Below are 15,583 nucleotides of genomic sequence, written 5' to 3'. Positions count from 1 at the left end.
AATCAAGGCATAAATGAAAAAAACTTAGAAATTCAGTTTTAATCTCGGTATAAATCTGCCTGAGCAGAATAAAGCTTCCTATACTCCTCACAAGATGAAAAAAGCTCGTCATGAGTGCCTAAAGCTATGAGCCTGCCCTCTTTCATAAGGGTAATCCTGTCTACAAGCCTGCACAATCCTGCCCTATGCGAGATAATTACAGCGGTTTTGTTTTTGATAAGGCTTATAAAGCGTTTTAGCACAAGGCTTTCTTCGATAGGATCGAGGGCCGAGGTCGGCTCATCAAGGATTAAAAAATCGGCATTTTTAAAACGGCAGCGGCTTAGGGCAAGCCTTTGCCACTCCCCGCCTGAAAGTTCAGCTCCATTAAAAATACGCCCAAGTCTTCCGTCCAAACCGCCTGTTTTTTCTAAAAGATAATCGGCATCGTTTTCCTTTAAGGCTTCTATAATTTTTACCTCTTCGTTTATCCTGCTCAAATCTGAAATTGCAACATTTTCTCTTAAACTAAAATTATATTGAACAGGCTTTTGAAGAGTAAGAGAAATATTTTTATAAAGAGCATCCTTGTCAAGAAAATTTAAATCTCTACCATCCCAAAAAACGGAACCCTCGTCCGCCTCGTAAAGTCCTAAAATAATTTTAGAAAGAGTGGTCTTACCCGAACCGTTTTCGCCTATAAGAGCTATTGTTTCTCCTTTTCTAATGGAAAGATTTATATCCTCAATAGCTTTTTTATATTTATTCGGATATGAAAAAGAAACATTTTTCAATTCGATGCAGTTTTTTAAACTACAAGCCGAATCGTTAGATTCGGCGGCCGATTTTTTAAATTCGGCGGCCGATTCTTTTGATACGGAGACTGAACCTTTAAGCTCTGAGGCTGTTTCTTCGGCAGGAGCTTCTTCGGCTAAATCCAAAAAATCGAAAAAATGTTTTGTATGGGCGGCATACATTGAAATCGAGCCTAAGGCTTCCAAAAGATTCCGCATACAAAACTGAATCATAGTAAAAGCACCGATAGCCGCTCCAAAGTTTCCAATACTGATTGTTTTATTTAAGGCAAGATAAAGACAGATAAAAACGGCAATTCCATATCCGAGAGAAGAAAGCATGTCGCAAAACAAAACGGAAAAGGCATCTTTTTTCTTTAACTTCCAAAAGGGATCAAAAACTTCCTTGTTCTTTTTAAGCCATTTTTCTTTTATGTACTCATCGGATCTTGAAATACGTAATTCTTTTCCCGCACTCTTGTCCGTAAAAAGAGACCAAAGATAATCCAGTTTTCTCTCCTCAGGAATTTGAATCGATTTATATTTATACATTTCTTTTCCGCGGATAAGGCGAGTAATAAAATAAGGAATAACCGAAATGCCTGCAACAAAGAAAAGCCGCCAATCGAATTTGCTTATTACAAATGTTAAAGAAGCTATTTCGATAAATCGGCAAAAAATATAAATCATACGCATTACAAGATAAGGCACATATTCGTTTTCTATGTTATCCTTAGCATACTTATACATGTTTAAAATATTTGCATCTTCAAATTCGATTAAGCGTAAGCGTGAAGCTTTTTCGGCAATTAAAAGATTGGCATAATTATTCGGTTTTTCATACATTCCGATATTCATTGTGCCGTTATAAACAAGTGCCCATAATTCCTGTAAGACATAAAGGGAGGCAAAACTCAAAGCATAAAGTAAAAGACTTTTTGCTTCAACCCTTTTTTGAGAATAAGCTATAACGGTGTCAATAAAACCGCTTAAAAGAAGAGCTGCAATAGAATGAAACAAGGCCTGCCAAATCTCTTCAATTAAAACCAGAATATGTGAACCGGGGCTTACCCCAAAAGTAAATTTAAAAGAACGGTATAGATAATTATTTTTCATAAGTTTCCTCTCATAAAAACTTTTTTAGTGTCAAGCTCATTCTTATACCAAGAAGCCTGCTCCTTGTACATTTTAGAATAAAGGCCGCCGTTTTTTATAAGTTCATCATGGGAGCCTTTTTCGATTATTCTCCCTTCATCGAGCACAAAAATGATGTCTGCCATTTTTGCACTTGCAAGACGGTGCGAGATAAAAATACAGCCCCGCCCCCTATTGGAAGTACCTATAATTTTTTGAAGATTTTGATACATTTCTTTTTCGGCTGAAGGATCCAAGGAAGCCGTAGGCTCATCAAAAATTATAAAATTAGTTTTAGCGGCACAAGCCCTCGCAATTGCAAGTTTTTGTTTTTGTCCTCCTGAAAGCTCCGTTCCAGATTCTTCCAATTTTCCAAGATGCTTATCCAGATCATCAAAAACAGGATCATCGGAAATAAGGGCAAGGGATTTTTTTAGGTGTTCATCATCGTTTAAAAATTCAATGCTTCCCAGTGCTGCATTTTCACGCAGGGTCATCTGATAGCTTGCATAATCTTGAAACACAACACTAAACTCCCTGTGAAGGGCATCGCGGGAAAGAGAGTTTATGTTTTTTGAACCTATAAAGATATTTCCGGCTGAAGGCTTATAAAGTCCTGCAATCAGTTTTATCAAACTTGTTTTTCCGCTGCCGTTTTTTCCTACCAAGGCAATGTGAGCTCCCGCTTCTATCCTAAAAGAAATATTTTTTAAAACTTTTTTTTCAGAATTAGGATAATGGAAAGAAACATTTTCAAAAATGATTGCATTTTTTTTATCGAAAATGTTTTGTTCCAAAATGTTTTGTTCTAAAATTTTTTCCTCATACCGCATTTCTTTATAATGAATATCATGGGGAAGATCCATAAATGTATACAAAAAGCCGATACTCTTATTATCATCGATTAAGCCCCAAAAACTTTGAGACATAAATACAAGCAAATAATAAATTTCCGTTATTGAAGCTATAAGACCTGTAAACATTCCTACAGACACTTGTCCTCTTATAATTAACCGAATCAAAACAAAGATTAAAAAAGAAAACCATGCTATCATTATTACGGAAGCAATCCCCATGTAACGGTAAGATTTTAGAGTAATCGATATTCTTTCCTTCAATAAAACCTTATACTTATCCTTAAATTTTTTTACGATAAAAGGAATCGCGGAAAATATTTTTAATTCGGGCAAGGCATCCTTATTTGAAAGAAGGGAGCTTAAGTCTTCGAGTTCTCTTTCATCAAAAACTTGAGAAGCATAGATAGCTTGGATTTTTTTTGTTGCAATATATTCGTTTATAAAATCCAAAACTAAAAAAACAAAAAAGCCGAGACTCAGCCAAGGGGAAACCCTTGCAAATATAAAAACCATTCCAAAAAGTTTTATGCTGTCACAAAGGAAGGCACGGCATTCCTTAAAAAGATTTATAACCTTTTTTGCAGGCCGGCTCCTGATTTCCTTTAATGCATCGTGTAATGCAGCATCCTCAAAACATGCAAATTCTATCTTAAGCATCTTGGTTAAAATAGCTTCGGATAAATTATAAGTCAATTTTTTTTCAAGATAGATAAAGGCTATATTGCTTATAAAATTAACATGATTCATAAAAAGAATGGTAAGGGCTAAAACAGCGGCATTCCATAAAACGGAAGACAAAACAACAGACTCTTTTAAAAATAAAATTATAGAATCGATTAGTTTTTGAGTATATAAAACCGTAAAAGGAAGGGTCAGTCCCGTAAAAACCGAAAGAAAAAATAAGACTACAGCCGGAAAGGCTCCGTATTTAAAAACAGTGCAGATGCACTTAATAAAATTCTTTAACATATTGAACTCCTAGACAAAAGAAAAAAGTTTACAACTTACAAGGCACACCATTACAGCACTTCTCAAAAAACAAGTTTTTAGAAGTTATCTAGTTTTAAAAGAAAGTTAAAATCTGTAATCGGCGGCTATTTTTGTCTATTTATTCAATTTATTTTCCTCTCATTTTATATCTATCAAAAATTACACTCTTTGATACATGTTATCAGAATTTATAAATCATGTCAATGTTTCGCTTATCCACTCTTTTACGGTTTTTTCTTCAGGATCGAAACTTACACCTATAAGAACTATATTTTTATTTTCAGCCTTGTACCTTTCGGCATAGTTTTTTTCTTTGATTTGTTTTAAGGCATCTTCCGCACTTTCTTTTAGTTTGAACTCAAAGATGTAAACAGCCTTTTCTGTTTTTACAACGCAATCGGTTCTTCCTGTAGATGAAGGAGTTTCCACTTCGACAAACTGTCCCATCAACGCAAAAACCAAGTAAATGCAAACTTGAAAATTATGCTCCCTCAAGGCGATGCTTTCATTGCTGTCTTTTTTTTCCGTACCGTAGGGGAGGCTTGCCATTATCGACTTTAATCTTTGCATAAACTCATCTACCTTTCCCGCTCTTAAATCCCTTGTAAACTGTACCACATTAAAAGAGGTATCTGTAAAGTTTATATTTGAATATTCGGGTAAAAGATTATACAAAAAACCGTAACGCACTTCCTCATTTGGAAAGCCCAACAAGTACATCTTATATTCTTTATCATAGCCTTTTATAGTCAAGTAACCCGATTGAAACAATACGGGTATAATTGAGTCCACACCTGCCCTGTAATCGGATAAAAAAGCAGAATTCATCTCTACGTTTCCGTCCAAGTCGGGAATATTGTAGTCCGCTCTTTTTAATTCGTTTACCAAAAAGGTCGGAGTGCCTGTTGCAAACCAATAGTCTTCAAATTGTTTTCCATCAAAAACATTGAGCAGACTGAATGGGTTATACATCATTTCCGTTCCATAAGAAAAACAATAACCGTCATATCTTTTCTTTAAGGCTGAAACACAATCTTCATAGCTTAATTCGTTTCTTTCGGCTAGGATTTCTATTTCGGGGCGGAAAGTTTCCAATAATTCTTTTTGGCTTATTCCGCATATACCGGCATAATCTGGCTTTTGACTTATATCGTTTAGATTGTTTAAATCGCTGAAAATGCTTACCTTGCTGAATTTGGTAACTCCGGTTAAAAAGGCAAAGCGTATTGCTTGGTCGGCTGTTTTTATAACTCCGAAAAAACCTTTAAGAATTGTCTTATAGATTTCATTTAAGGCAGCATCCTTCCACATAGTGTGAATAAGGGGCTTATCATACTCGTCTATAAGGATAACTGCCTGCCTTCCGGTTTTTTTGTATGCACGGTGTATGATGCCGAAAAAGCGTTCTGCAAGAGTATTTTCAGAATTGCTCTTATCATATAATTCTTCCCATCTGCAAAGATGATTATTTAAAACGCTTTCAAGGTCTTCCCTTGTTTCATATTTTGCAAGATTAAGATCCAAATATAAAACGGGATATTCCTGCCAGATTTCTCTTTTTTCTTTTTCCGACTCTTCGAGCTTTTCAATGGCAAGGCCTTTAAACAATTCTTTTTGCCCTAAAAAATAAGCTTCAAGAGTAGAAAGAAAAAGACTTTTTCCAAAACGCCTCGGACGGCTTAAAAAATAAACTCTGCCCGAAGATGCCAATCTATAAACATATTCGGTCTTATCGACATAGAGATAATTATCATCACGGATTACTTTAAAACTCTGTACGCCTATAGGCAACTTTCTACTAAAATCCATCATACTAATAGTTTAGCATAAGCCCTATGGCTTGTCAATTATCCGCCGCTATCGGAATTCATAAAGAAGACTTGACCCTCATCAAAAAAAAGGATAGTATTTGTATATGAAAAAATTTGAAGAAAGACTGGAAAAACTTGAAAAGATAAGCGATGACATACGCTCCTCCGATATTCCTTTGGAAAAGGCTCTTTCCCTCTTTGAAGAAGGCATAAAGCTTGCCAAAGGGCTCGAAAAAGATATAGAAAAAATGGAAGGAAAGATTGAAGTCTTATTAAACCAGCCAGTACTGCCAGAAGAAGAGCCGGAGCTCGACCTGTTTACGGTAACGGAAAACGTTTAAAGGAAGCCGGCATGAGAGAATACAAGCCCGTAAAACTCTTATCAAAAGAAACCGCAAGCAAAATAGCCGCCGGAGAAGTTATTGAGCGGCCGGCCTCTGTTGTGCGGGAACTATTGGATAACTCGATAGATGCGGGAGCCTCTCAAATTATAGTGGAAATAGAAGAAGGCGGAGTAAGTTCAATCAGGGTGAGCGATGACGGCTGCGGAATGACAAGGGAAGACTTGGAGCTTTGTACCCATACCCATTCCACAAGCAAAATAGAAGAGGCTGAAGACCTCCTCCACTTAAGGAGCTTGGGCTTTAGAGGTGAAGCCCTTTCATCGGTGCAGGCTGTAAGCTCCCTCGAAATTACCTCCACCCGCGAAGGCCCCGCAGCTTGGAAACTTTCCTTAGGAAAGATTTCTCCTGCCCGCCTAAATAAGGGCACAACAGTCGAAGTTAAAAATCTTTTTGAAAACTTCCCTGCCCGAAAAAAATTTTTAAAACGTCCTCAATATGAGGCTGCCCAATGCCGTCAGACCTTTGTCGAAAAAGCCCTCCCCCACTACAATATCGAAATGCGTTATATAGCGGACGGAATAAATAAGCTAATTCTTCCGGCGCATTCTTCCTTAAAAGAAAGATGCCTTACAGCCATGAGCCTTAAAGAACCTGAAGAGCTTTTTTACGAGATAAACCAAGAAGGAGACGGCTTTTCTTTTAAAGCTGTTTTAGGAAGCCCCGCGGTAGTCCGCTCCGACAAGCGGAATATCTACATCTTTGTAAACGGAAGGCGGATAAACGAATACGGCCTTGTTCAAGCCCTTTGCTATGCCTCGGAAGGCTATTTTCCCAACGGAGGCTTTCCCGCAGCCTTTGTGTTTTTAAATGTAGATCCGGAAAGAGTCGACTTCAATATTCATCCTGCAAAAAGGGAAGCAAAATTCGAAGACTATAAAGAAATTCATCACAGCCTAAGCTCTACCATAAGTTCTTTTTATAAACAAAAAACGGTTTCCGATCTTTTAAAGGAAAGCTATCAACCGGAATATACGCAAGGCTTTGATTTTGAAAAAACTGAATATGAAGCAGCCGATTTAAACCAAAGCTATAATCCGGCCGGCACAAAAACCTATTGGCCGTCCTCCCCCATAAGGCAGATTGAAGCCTCGGCAGCTTTTCAGGAAGTGTCAGCAGCACAGCATAGACTGTCGGCTGCTGCTTATGAGACCTCAGCTGTGCCGCAAGACCTCCCCAAATCCGATTTTAAATTTTTAGGCCAATTTTGCGGCACCTTTATCGCTGTCGAAAAAAACAATGCCCTCTATATAATAGACCAACATGCCGCCCACGAGCGTATTCTTTTTGAAGGCTTAAAAAAAAGCCTCGGCCCCTCGCAGGAGCTTTTAATTCCTTACCGCATCGAAACGGAATCCGAAAAAGACGATGAAATCATAAGACTAAACCTCCATGAGCTTCAAAAAGCGGGCTTTAATATAAGTGAAGACAAAAAAGGGCTTTGGATTATAAGGGCGGTTCCCATAAGATGGCAGGGCACGGAAAAAGACTTAAAAGAAGACCTTGCAGGTGCAGGTAAGGATCCTTCGGGACTCATGCACCACATCCTTGCAAGATCAGCCTGCCGTGCCGCCTGCAAGGACGGCGACATAATCGATCCCGTTTCTGCATACAATATAGCGGTTAAAACCTTCGCCCTCCCCGAACCGCTCTGCCCCCACGGCCGCCCCCTCTATTTTATAATCGACCGCGCCGAACTTTTTAAACGTATAAAACGAACTTAACTTCGGCTTGACTATGAGACCTTAAACGAGTAAAATAAACGCATAAAATTTGTTTTAAGGAGTTTTAAATGAAAGAAATTATCGCAACAAACAAGGCACCTTCAGCCATCGGCCCCTATTCTCAGGGAATTAAGGCAAACGGTTTTGTATTTACATCGGGACAAATCCCCTTGGATCCTGCTACGGGAGCCTTTCCTGAAGGAATTAAAGCCCAAACACGCCAGTCCTTGCTCAACGTAAAGGCAATTTTGGAACAGGCAGGAACAAGCATCGACAAGGTAATCAAAACCACCGTTTTTTTAAGCGATATGAATAACTTTGCAGCAATGAACGAGGTATATGCAGAAATCTTCGGCTCTTCAAACCATCCTTCAAGATCGGCCGTACAGGTTGCCCGTCTTCCTAAAGACGCCCTCGTCGAAATAGAAGTAATCGCCCTTGCATAATCTATTTAAAGTACGGGTTTTTCCTGTGCTTCTGGCTTCGGTCCTCTTATTTGCCGCTTGTGCAAACAAAGAGGCCGAACCTGAAACAGTCTCTCCAACAGAAAACACCGAAGCGGAAACCGAACCTGTAAGCACGGTCTGGTATTATTTTACTCAAGATGAAGAATCGGAAACTCCATGTTTAAAGCAAACGGATTCTCCCGAAAAAGCTCCCAAAACGGATTTTCTACCGTGGACGGAAGCTGTAAGAGTTTCAGGATTGGGGCTAATGTATGATCCGCCCCTATTTCTTGTAAATAAGGCAGGGATTTTACCTGCATTTTCCATTGAAGAAGAACCTAAAATAGAAATCAAAAGCGAATTTTATACAAAAACGGCTGAAGGCTTTTACAAAACCGACATTGGAAGCCTTATAAGATTATATACAAACACAATCTTTTCCTCCATTCTTCAGGATGAAAGCCCATCAAGCCTCTTACGCTATAATAGCGTAAACGGAGAGCTTTTAAGCCTCATCAATCCCCAAACCTTTAATCTTAAAAATATTTCACAACTTTCAGCCTTGGAATTTAATAAAAAATGGTTTGCGGCTTTTAAAACGGAACAAGACGGCCGTGTAGAATTCGACTATTTTTCCTTTCCCGCTTTTGAAGACCTATTAAAAGGAAACTTTTCAGTGATAAGTCAAGAAGAATTTATCGATGCCTCTTCTCCTGCTACAGTCTTTCAGGATGAGAGCGGCATAGGTAAAATTCTCAAAATGACTGCAAAAAACGTAAAAGCGGAGATATTTTCGGAAGAGTTAAAAACAAAGCAGGTGATTTTTTACCGAAATTCCGATACCTCATATGCAGGAGACTTTGAAATTACAGCCTCGGTATGTGAATTTACGCCTGAAAACGATCAAAATACTTTTAAGGCCGTTCTTTTAGAAACCGGCAGGCTTTTTTATGCAGATCCGGAAACGCAAGAATGGAAAGAAACCTCCCTTCCTGCTCTCCCCGAAGGATTTATTTATACATATTTTGTAATCGGAAAAGATATTATAGTTTCGGCCTGGGAAGAGCAAAGATTTTTTGAAACAGGCCGCTCCGGCCTAATAGTATACAAAATCAGGCAATAAATTATATAAAAAAGGCAAGAATTTGATATTATCTAGTTGACAAAAATGCGAGCTCTCATCTATTATAATTATATAGATATAAACTAAATAGTAGTACAAGGGGTTGTTTATGCTTGAAAATCTTGAATTGGAAAAATTCGATAATGCCTTAATTTTTAGTGATTCTTACAATGATGACTTTGATGACGACGATTTCGATGATGATTTTGACGATTTCGACGATGATGATGATTTTGATGATGACTTTGACGATTTTGATGATGACGACTTTGACGATGATGATGATTTTGACGACGACTTTGATGACGAAGACTTCGAATATGATGACGATGATGACTTGGATTATGATGATTTTGATGAATAATATTTAAAAATAAATTTTCCGGATAACCAAAGAGTCGTCCAAATTCTACTCTTTGGTTATACTTTTCTTCCATTAGTTATTGAATTAAATCAAAAATTAGTGTATAATATTAGAGGGTTGATTATACAAGTAAGATCGGCTTTATATTGATTTGTTATACTTTGCCTTCCCATTGGAATAGGTTTTTGATTGTAACATTTTGCAATTAATGCTGTTTAAGATTTATCAATGCTTGTTATTTTTACAGTCGTACAATACGAAATTTAAATATTTATATAAGTACATTTAAAGGGAAGAATATTGCAAAAAATTAAAGAAGGCTTTATAAAAACAAGCGAATTGCCTGTTAAAAACTTGAGCGCAGAACAAAAGGCAAAACTCAACCTTCGAGGTAATGAACTTTACAATAAAAAGGACATAGCTGCTGCAGAAAGAATTTTTATTACAACCGGTTATTCGGATGGCCTTGCAAGAATAGGCGACTACTACACAAACCAAAATGAACACCTGAAAGCATTAAAATTTTATCATCTGGCTCATAATATCCATAAAGAAGGTATTTTGCTGGATAAGTTGGCGGAAATTATACGTATGCTTATTTAAAAATTTGCAGCGTTTAATTAATTTTAGATGTACGTACACACATTTATGGAGGATTAATGTCAGACATCAAACATGGAAAAGAATTAGCCAATATGGATAATCCGGATAAGACTACAGAAATTTCTGAAAACAATTTAGATGAAGAGATTCCAGACCTTGGGGAATCTGATTTTATAAATAGACCATCCTTTAGTGATGACATATTCAGCCCGGAGAATTCAAAACAGGTTGAAATATCCGAACTTTCAAAGCAGGCCTACTCCCTTTTAAAAGGCAACAGTATTACCGAAGCAATCAATGTTTTTAAAAAAATATTGGAACTTGATCCTACAAATAATTATGCACTGGTAGGCTTAGGTGATGCAGAGCGTAAAAACAATAAATTCAATGAAGCAATACAATTTTACAAACAATGCCTTGAACATCATCCAAGCAATAACTATGCTCTTTTCGGGCTTGCCGACTGCTACAAATCAATGAACCAATTTCCAAAGGCTATAGCTATCTGGGAAGAATACCTTAAGTTTGATGATAAAAATATCACAGTATTAACCCGCGTAGCCGACGCTTACCGAAAGACCAAGGAATTTGAAAAAGCAGAAAAGCTTTATCAAAAAGTATTGGAAAAATCCCCGAAAAACGCCTACGCCCTAATAGGACTGGGGCACCTAAATTACGACTTTAAAAAATATCGGGAAGCCCTCGTATACTGGGAAAAGGTAATGGAATCGAGCGGAGAATTTGTAGATATACGTATCTTGACGTCTATTGGAAACTGTTACCGAAAAATGAAGCTCTTTGACCGCGGCGTATATTATTTTGAAAGAGCCCTTGAACGATCTCCCAATAATTTTTACGGACTCTTCGGCTTAGCCGACTGTTACAGAGGTTTAAACCAGCAATATAACTCCATAATATACTGGAAAAAAATACTTGAACTCGATCCTAACAACAAGGTCATTTTAACACGAATAGGAGATGCCTACCGCAGCATGAATGACTTTGAAAAAGCAAAGGAAAGCTATCAAAAAGCTCTTGACATAGACTTTGATTCATACGCAATGCTTGGTCTTGCAATATTGTGCAAACTACAACAAAAATATGATCAGGCTATTACTACCCTAACCCATCTTAAAGATACCGAAGATACGAATTATAGGGTATATCTTGAACTTGCCCAGTGCTATATAGAAAAAAAAGAAAAGCAAAAAGCTATAGAAACTTTAATAGATTTTCAGAAACTTGGAATTAAAAATCAAACGATTTCAGATCTTTTGTTTGAGCTGACAAAAAATGACCATTAAAAAGCATAAAGCAGCTCTTTCGGGAATGTTTCCTGAAGAGATTCAAAACTTTTGCGGTCTAAAAGAAAAATTCAGAGCCCAACAAATTTTTCACTGGATAGCTTCGGGAGTAAACAGCTTTGATGAAATGACAAATTTGTCATTCGATATGCGCTCTAAACTAAAAAAAGATTTTTCTCTGTTTTCGACAAAAATAAAAGAAACATTAGAAGACAAAGACGGTACAATTAAGCTGGCTGTAGAGCTTTATGACGGCTCTGTAATAGAAACCGTATTGCTTACCGATAAGGCAAAAAGAAAAACAGCCTGTGTTTCATGTCAGGCAGGATGCCCGATGAAATGTGCTTTTTGTAAGACCGGACAGATAGGCTTTTTAAGAAATCTTTCGGCTTCAGAAATCGTAGAACAATTTTTACATTTGGAAAAAGAAGCAGGAAGTTTGGATAATATAGTCTTTATGGGGATGGGAGAGCCCATGTTGAATTTACCTGAAATAGATAAGGCAATAAACATTCTTGCTCATCCCAAAGGAAGAAATCTTTCAAAAAGGCGCATAACAATTTCAACTTCGGGCCTATGCAAAGGAATCTATGAGATGGCAGATAAGGGGCCTGAAGTACGCCTCGCCGTATCATTGACAACTGCTGACGAGGCATTAAGATCAGAGCTTATGCCTATCAATAAAACAAACAGCCTTGACGAATTAAAGCAAGCAATAAAATATTTTAATTCAAAATCAAATAAGAGGGTAACCTTAGAGCTTGCCCTTATGAAGGGGCTTAATACCGATAAAAAGGCAGCTCAACAGGTCATAGAATTTGCAAAAGGTCTTGAATGTTTTATAAATTTAATACCTTGGAATCCGGTAGAAGGCTTGAATTTTAAAACTCCATCGGAAGCTGAAGTCCGTAACTTTGAAACTTATCTAAAGAAGGCAGGCCTAAATATAAGCACACGGCAAAAAAGAGGGCAAAGCATAGGAGGAGCCTGCGGTCAACTAGGCGTCACAGCAATAAGATCAGACCAGCCTTAATGCAAAGAGAAAACCCTGCTTAACTCCTGTATTCTTTCTTCGGGTATGGGAGTAATATCAAAAGACGGCTTTGCAAAAAAGTAACCTTGGAACAAGTCTACACCGAACCGCAACAATACGTCTATCTCATCTATTGTTTCAACACCTTCGGCCAATATTATTATATCTCTTTTCTTTGCATAAGAAACAAGGTTTTCCAATACGTTTTGCTTATCAAGACTTTTATGAACATCTCTTACTATGGACATATCTATCTTTACCAAATTAGGCGATAAGAATAAAAGCGACGACTCGTTACTATAACCGCTTCCGAAGTCATCAATTGCAACCATTGCATTCCAATTACGGATTCTCTCGTTTTTTAGATCATAAAAGTTTGTATTAAGAGGTTCGGATTCCGTAATTTCCAAAACAATATTTGAAAGATAAGGCTTAAACTTTTCCTCAAATTCGAAGAATTTAGCATCCGATAAAACTTGAGAGCTTATGGTATTTAAAAATACCTTCGTATTTTTAGATATTTCCCCTTTTTCTATCTTTTTAACAAAGGTATCCATTGCTCCAAAAAAAGTAAGCTCTTCAAGTTTATGCAGTTTTGACTGGGCCTTAGCAAGACGCAATATATCCTCAGGGCTTTTAAATTCCGGAGCAGAAGAACGCATCAGCATTTCATATCCGTAAATATCTCCGGTACCGGAAGTAACAATCGGCTGTAAGGCATATTCTATAAGATTCCTGTCGAGCATCTGATTAAGAGCTTCCGTACCGTGAATCATTATATAATTCTTTTTATAAACATCCAAATTGAATTCATATAAAGAGCCCTTAAACGAATGTTTTACGTCATACATTGCAAAATCGGCATATCGGACCAAATCTACCTGATTGTCTGCATCGTAAGGATACCAAGCCAAACCGGCCGAAACTCGGAGTTTTGACGTTTCTCCATTAGGGAGGGTTATAGGCGTCTCCTGTATATCCTTCCAAAAAGCAGTCAAAATAAGTTTAATTTCATCAGGCGTCGAGAAGGTGTAAAAAAAGGTGTAAAACTCATCTCCTGAACGTCTGCAAACAAGACAGCGTTCTTGTTGCAGCATAGCAAGTTTTTTTCCAAATGCCATAAGTTGAGTATCTCCGTAAGCATGCCCGAAAGAATCGTTTAGATATTTTAGGTTATCAAGATCCCACATAACAAGGGCACAGATACCTAAATGTTTTTGCTTAAATACTTCTGTTATCTTTCTGTCAAAGGCAGCCCTATTATAAAGACCGGTAAGTTCATCATAATTCATTTGAAGTTCAAGTTTTTTGCGGTCTTCAACTTCCTTTGTAATATCGAGTGCTATACCCAAAATTTTATCGTTTTCCTTCGTCTGCATAAACCTTATCCAGCGGACTTTCCCATGTTCCCCTGTAGGTATAGCATAGATGGTTCTGGTATCATCCTTCATATCTACATAATACTCATAATGATCCAACAATTTATAAAATTCGTCCGTCTTCAAAACGGAATCACCCGGATAGTTTTGAATATTAAATAATTTAAACCAAATCGAATTGCAAAAAACCGTCTCCATCAATATATTGTGTTCAAAAACTCCTATAGGAACTTGCAGTTTTTCTATAATTGTAGACACTCGTGAAGCCGCATTAAAAACACTGGCACTCAATCTTTCTATTGCAACAATTAGAGTATCTATTTCCGTTATATTCATTTTTTCGATATTTAGTATCTTTCTGGGATCACTATTTTGCAGCTTTAGTACAACCTTTGTAAACATATTGGAAATATGTTTACTAGATAAGTAAGAACCAGCTAAAAACAAAAAACCCGAAACAATAACAGACTGCCAAAATATTTTCTTTAATGTTACCGAAAATGAAAGTACACCGGCTTCAGGAGCCAGACCTATCAGCACCCATTCTTGATTTTCATACATTCCGTTACGTTGATAAAGATGAAATGGTTCTATTGCCAAACAATATCTTTCTGTAAATATTGAGCCCTTATTGATACTAAAAATATTTTTATAATAAGTTTGTTCAACCTCAAAGGCCGGAATATGACTTGTGTTCAAATTACTCGCAATGCTGTTAAAAACTATAGGCAAAAAAGTTCCGGCATTATCATCCATATCATGAACGGCCATGCAATACATTCCCTTTTTATAAACATTGAGTTCATCAAAATCTAAAAATGTTTGAATATACTTTGCCGAAAGATCTACTCCGAGAACTCCGTAAATATTTCCTTTTTCGTCCATTATCGGAATGGAATATGTAATCGTCTCGTCGCTTAAAGAATCCAGCCTAAATAAAGTATTCCAAAATGCCAGATTTTTAACAGGTTCATTCGGATATTTTTGAGCGGCAGCAATAGGCGCATTAAAATACCTGTAAAAAATATCTTGGCTGGTAGGCGAAATAGTAAAAAAAGGAGACCAATCCACTCCTAAGGCAATATTATGATTTTGCACAACTTCTGAAGGACCTCTCGATATAACGATGTCCTCATTGTTTGATGAATAAGAAGATGGATCTTCATTCCTTATATATAAACCCGGATAAAAAAACTCGTTTTTTTTTGCAATAGGACTGGGAGAATCAATGACCAAAAAGACACCGGTAACATAGTTCCGTCTTATGGTATATATAAGCTGAGGCAGCAGTATATCCAGAATACTGTTTTGTAAATCAGTATTATCTGCAAGCTGATAAAGCTTAATATTATTGCGGGACAATTCGGTTTGGATTACCTTTAAAACTTTTTCATGCAAATCCGTAATTCTTGTCCATCTATTGGTCATTTCATTTTCGATCAGTATTTTTCGGTTTAGAACTTTTTCACTTAAAACTCCATAAGCATTGTCGCTGGATTTTTTAAGGATATCGGAGCTTAAAAACATCATCATCATTACTGCTGCCTGAAGAACAAATACAAAAAACATTGGAACTAAGAGCCGGGACAAAATGGAAGTAGAATATTTTCGAGCATCTTTACTGTTTTTCATTATAACTCC

Annotated in this window: 12 protein-coding genes; 8 read left to right on the top strand and 4 right to left on the bottom strand. The window is 37.0% G+C overall.

Annotated features, from left to right (window positions below):
* Positions 1-38: 38 nt before the first annotated feature.
* The 3 genes from E4N80_RS02700 to E4N80_RS02690 all read right to left on the bottom strand — a co-directional run bounded on the left by E4N80_RS02700 (position 39) and on the right by E4N80_RS02690 (position 5,563).
* Positions 39-1,889 (bottom strand): ABC transporter ATP-binding protein, encoded by a 1,851-nt coding sequence (locus tag E4N80_RS02700; protein ID WP_253700230.1) that lies wholly within the window; start codon positions 1,887-1,889, stop codon positions 39-41.
* The gene (locus E4N80_RS02695; protein ID WP_253700228.1) at positions 1,886-3,733 is read right to left on the bottom strand and encodes an ABC transporter ATP-binding protein; all 1,848 of its coding nucleotides are present in this window, start codon (positions 3,731-3,733) and stop codon (positions 1,886-1,888) included. Before E4N80_RS02695 ends, E4N80_RS02700 begins: the two co-directional genes overlap by 4 nt.
* 216 nt (positions 3,734-3,949) lie before the next feature.
* Positions 3,950-5,563 carry an ATP-binding protein gene (locus tag E4N80_RS02690; protein ID WP_253701039.1) on the bottom strand — a complete coding sequence of 538 codons (1,614 nt, stop codon included), beginning with the start codon at positions 5,561-5,563 and terminating at the stop codon, positions 3,950-3,952.
* Positions 5,564-5,669: 106 nt separating this feature from the next.
* Here E4N80_RS02690 and xseB point away from each other — a divergent pair, with 106 nt between their 5' ends.
* From xseB to rlmN, 8 genes are all read left to right on the top strand, one after another.
* Complete coding sequence (gene xseB / locus E4N80_RS02685; RefSeq protein WP_002668301.1) at positions 5,670-5,906, top strand: exodeoxyribonuclease VII small subunit; 237 nt, start codon at positions 5,670-5,672, stop codon at positions 5,904-5,906.
* Between the two features lie 11 nt (positions 5,907-5,917).
* Complete coding sequence (gene mutL, locus E4N80_RS02680; RefSeq protein WP_253700227.1) at positions 5,918-7,690, top strand: DNA mismatch repair endonuclease MutL; 1,773 nt, start codon at positions 5,918-5,920, stop codon at positions 7,688-7,690.
* Positions 7,691-7,758: 68 nt separating this feature from the next.
* A complete protein-coding gene (locus tag E4N80_RS02675; RefSeq protein ID WP_002668289.1) occupies positions 7,759-8,136 on the top strand; it encodes a RidA family protein in 378 nt (125 codons plus the stop codon).
* A 25-nt stretch (positions 8,137-8,161) separates the two neighbouring features.
* A complete protein-coding gene (locus E4N80_RS02670; protein WP_253700225.1) occupies positions 8,162-9,259 on the top strand; it encodes a DUF8086 family protein in 1,098 nt (365 codons plus the stop codon).
* A 109-nt stretch (positions 9,260-9,368) separates the two neighbouring features.
* Positions 9,369-9,623 carry a hypothetical protein gene (locus E4N80_RS02665; protein ID WP_253700223.1) on the top strand — a complete coding sequence of 85 codons (255 nt, stop codon included), beginning with the start codon at positions 9,369-9,371 and terminating at the stop codon, positions 9,621-9,623.
* Positions 9,624-9,923: 300 nt separating this feature from the next.
* Positions 9,924-10,226, top strand: a complete 303-nt coding sequence (locus E4N80_RS02660; RefSeq protein WP_253700221.1) for a hypothetical protein — start codon at positions 9,924-9,926, stop codon at positions 10,224-10,226.
* Between the two features lie 56 nt (positions 10,227-10,282).
* Positions 10,283-11,530, top strand: a complete 1,248-nt coding sequence (locus E4N80_RS02655) for a tetratricopeptide repeat protein (RefSeq protein WP_253700219.1) — start codon at positions 10,283-10,285, stop codon at positions 11,528-11,530.
* Positions 11,520-12,563 carry a dual-specificity RNA methyltransferase RlmN gene (gene rlmN, locus E4N80_RS02650; protein WP_253700217.1) on the top strand — a complete coding sequence of 348 codons (1,044 nt, stop codon included), beginning with the start codon at positions 11,520-11,522 and terminating at the stop codon, positions 12,561-12,563. Before E4N80_RS02655 ends, rlmN begins: the two co-directional genes overlap by 11 nt.
* Here the strand turns inward: rlmN and E4N80_RS02645 are convergent.
* The gene (locus E4N80_RS02645) at positions 12,560-15,574 is read right to left on the bottom strand and encodes an EAL domain-containing protein (protein WP_253700215.1); all 3,015 of its coding nucleotides are present in this window, start codon (positions 15,572-15,574) and stop codon (positions 12,560-12,562) included. The genes rlmN and E4N80_RS02645 overlap by 4 nt on opposite strands.
* Between the last annotated feature and the right edge of the window lie 9 nt (positions 15,575-15,583).

This window comes from Treponema denticola, assembly GCF_024181605.1.
GTDB classification, from domain to species: domain Bacteria; phylum Spirochaetota; class Spirochaetia; order Treponematales; family Treponemataceae; genus Treponema_B; species Treponema_B denticola_B.
The sequence above is the reverse complement of the archived record's forward strand: the minus strand, read 5'-3'. Positions and strand labels throughout refer to the sequence as shown.

What these genes read in the sequence shown, in the direction of transcription:
- E4N80_RS02700 (WP_253700230.1), bottom strand. Translation starts at nt 1,889, where the DNA reads ATGAAAAATAATTATCTATACCGTTCTTTTAAATTTACTTTTGGGGTA.
- E4N80_RS02695 (WP_253700228.1), bottom strand. Translation starts at nt 3,733, where the DNA reads ATGTTAAAGAATTTTATTAAGTGCATCTGCACTGTTTTTAAATACGGA.
- E4N80_RS02690 (WP_253701039.1), bottom strand. Translation starts at nt 5,563, where the DNA reads ATGGATTTTAGTAGAAAGTTGCCTATAGGCGTACAGAGTTTTAAAGTA.
- xseB (WP_002668301.1), top strand. Translation starts at nt 5,670, where the DNA reads ATGAAAAAATTTGAAGAAAGACTGGAAAAACTTGAAAAGATAAGCGAT.
- mutL (WP_253700227.1), top strand. Translation starts at nt 5,918, where the DNA reads ATGAGAGAATACAAGCCCGTAAAACTCTTATCAAAAGAAACCGCAAGC.
- E4N80_RS02675 (WP_002668289.1), top strand. Translation starts at nt 7,759, where the DNA reads ATGAAAGAAATTATCGCAACAAACAAGGCACCTTCAGCCATCGGCCCC.
- E4N80_RS02665 (WP_253700223.1), top strand. Translation starts at nt 9,369, where the DNA reads ATGCTTGAAAATCTTGAATTGGAAAAATTCGATAATGCCTTAATTTTT.
- E4N80_RS02655 (WP_253700219.1), top strand. Translation starts at nt 10,283, where the DNA reads ATGTCAGACATCAAACATGGAAAAGAATTAGCCAATATGGATAATCCG.
- rlmN (WP_253700217.1), top strand. Translation starts at nt 11,520, where the DNA reads ATGACCATTAAAAAGCATAAAGCAGCTCTTTCGGGAATGTTTCCTGAA.
- E4N80_RS02645 (WP_253700215.1), bottom strand. Translation starts at nt 15,574, where the DNA reads ATGAAAAACAGTAAAGATGCTCGAAAATATTCTACTTCCATTTTGTCC.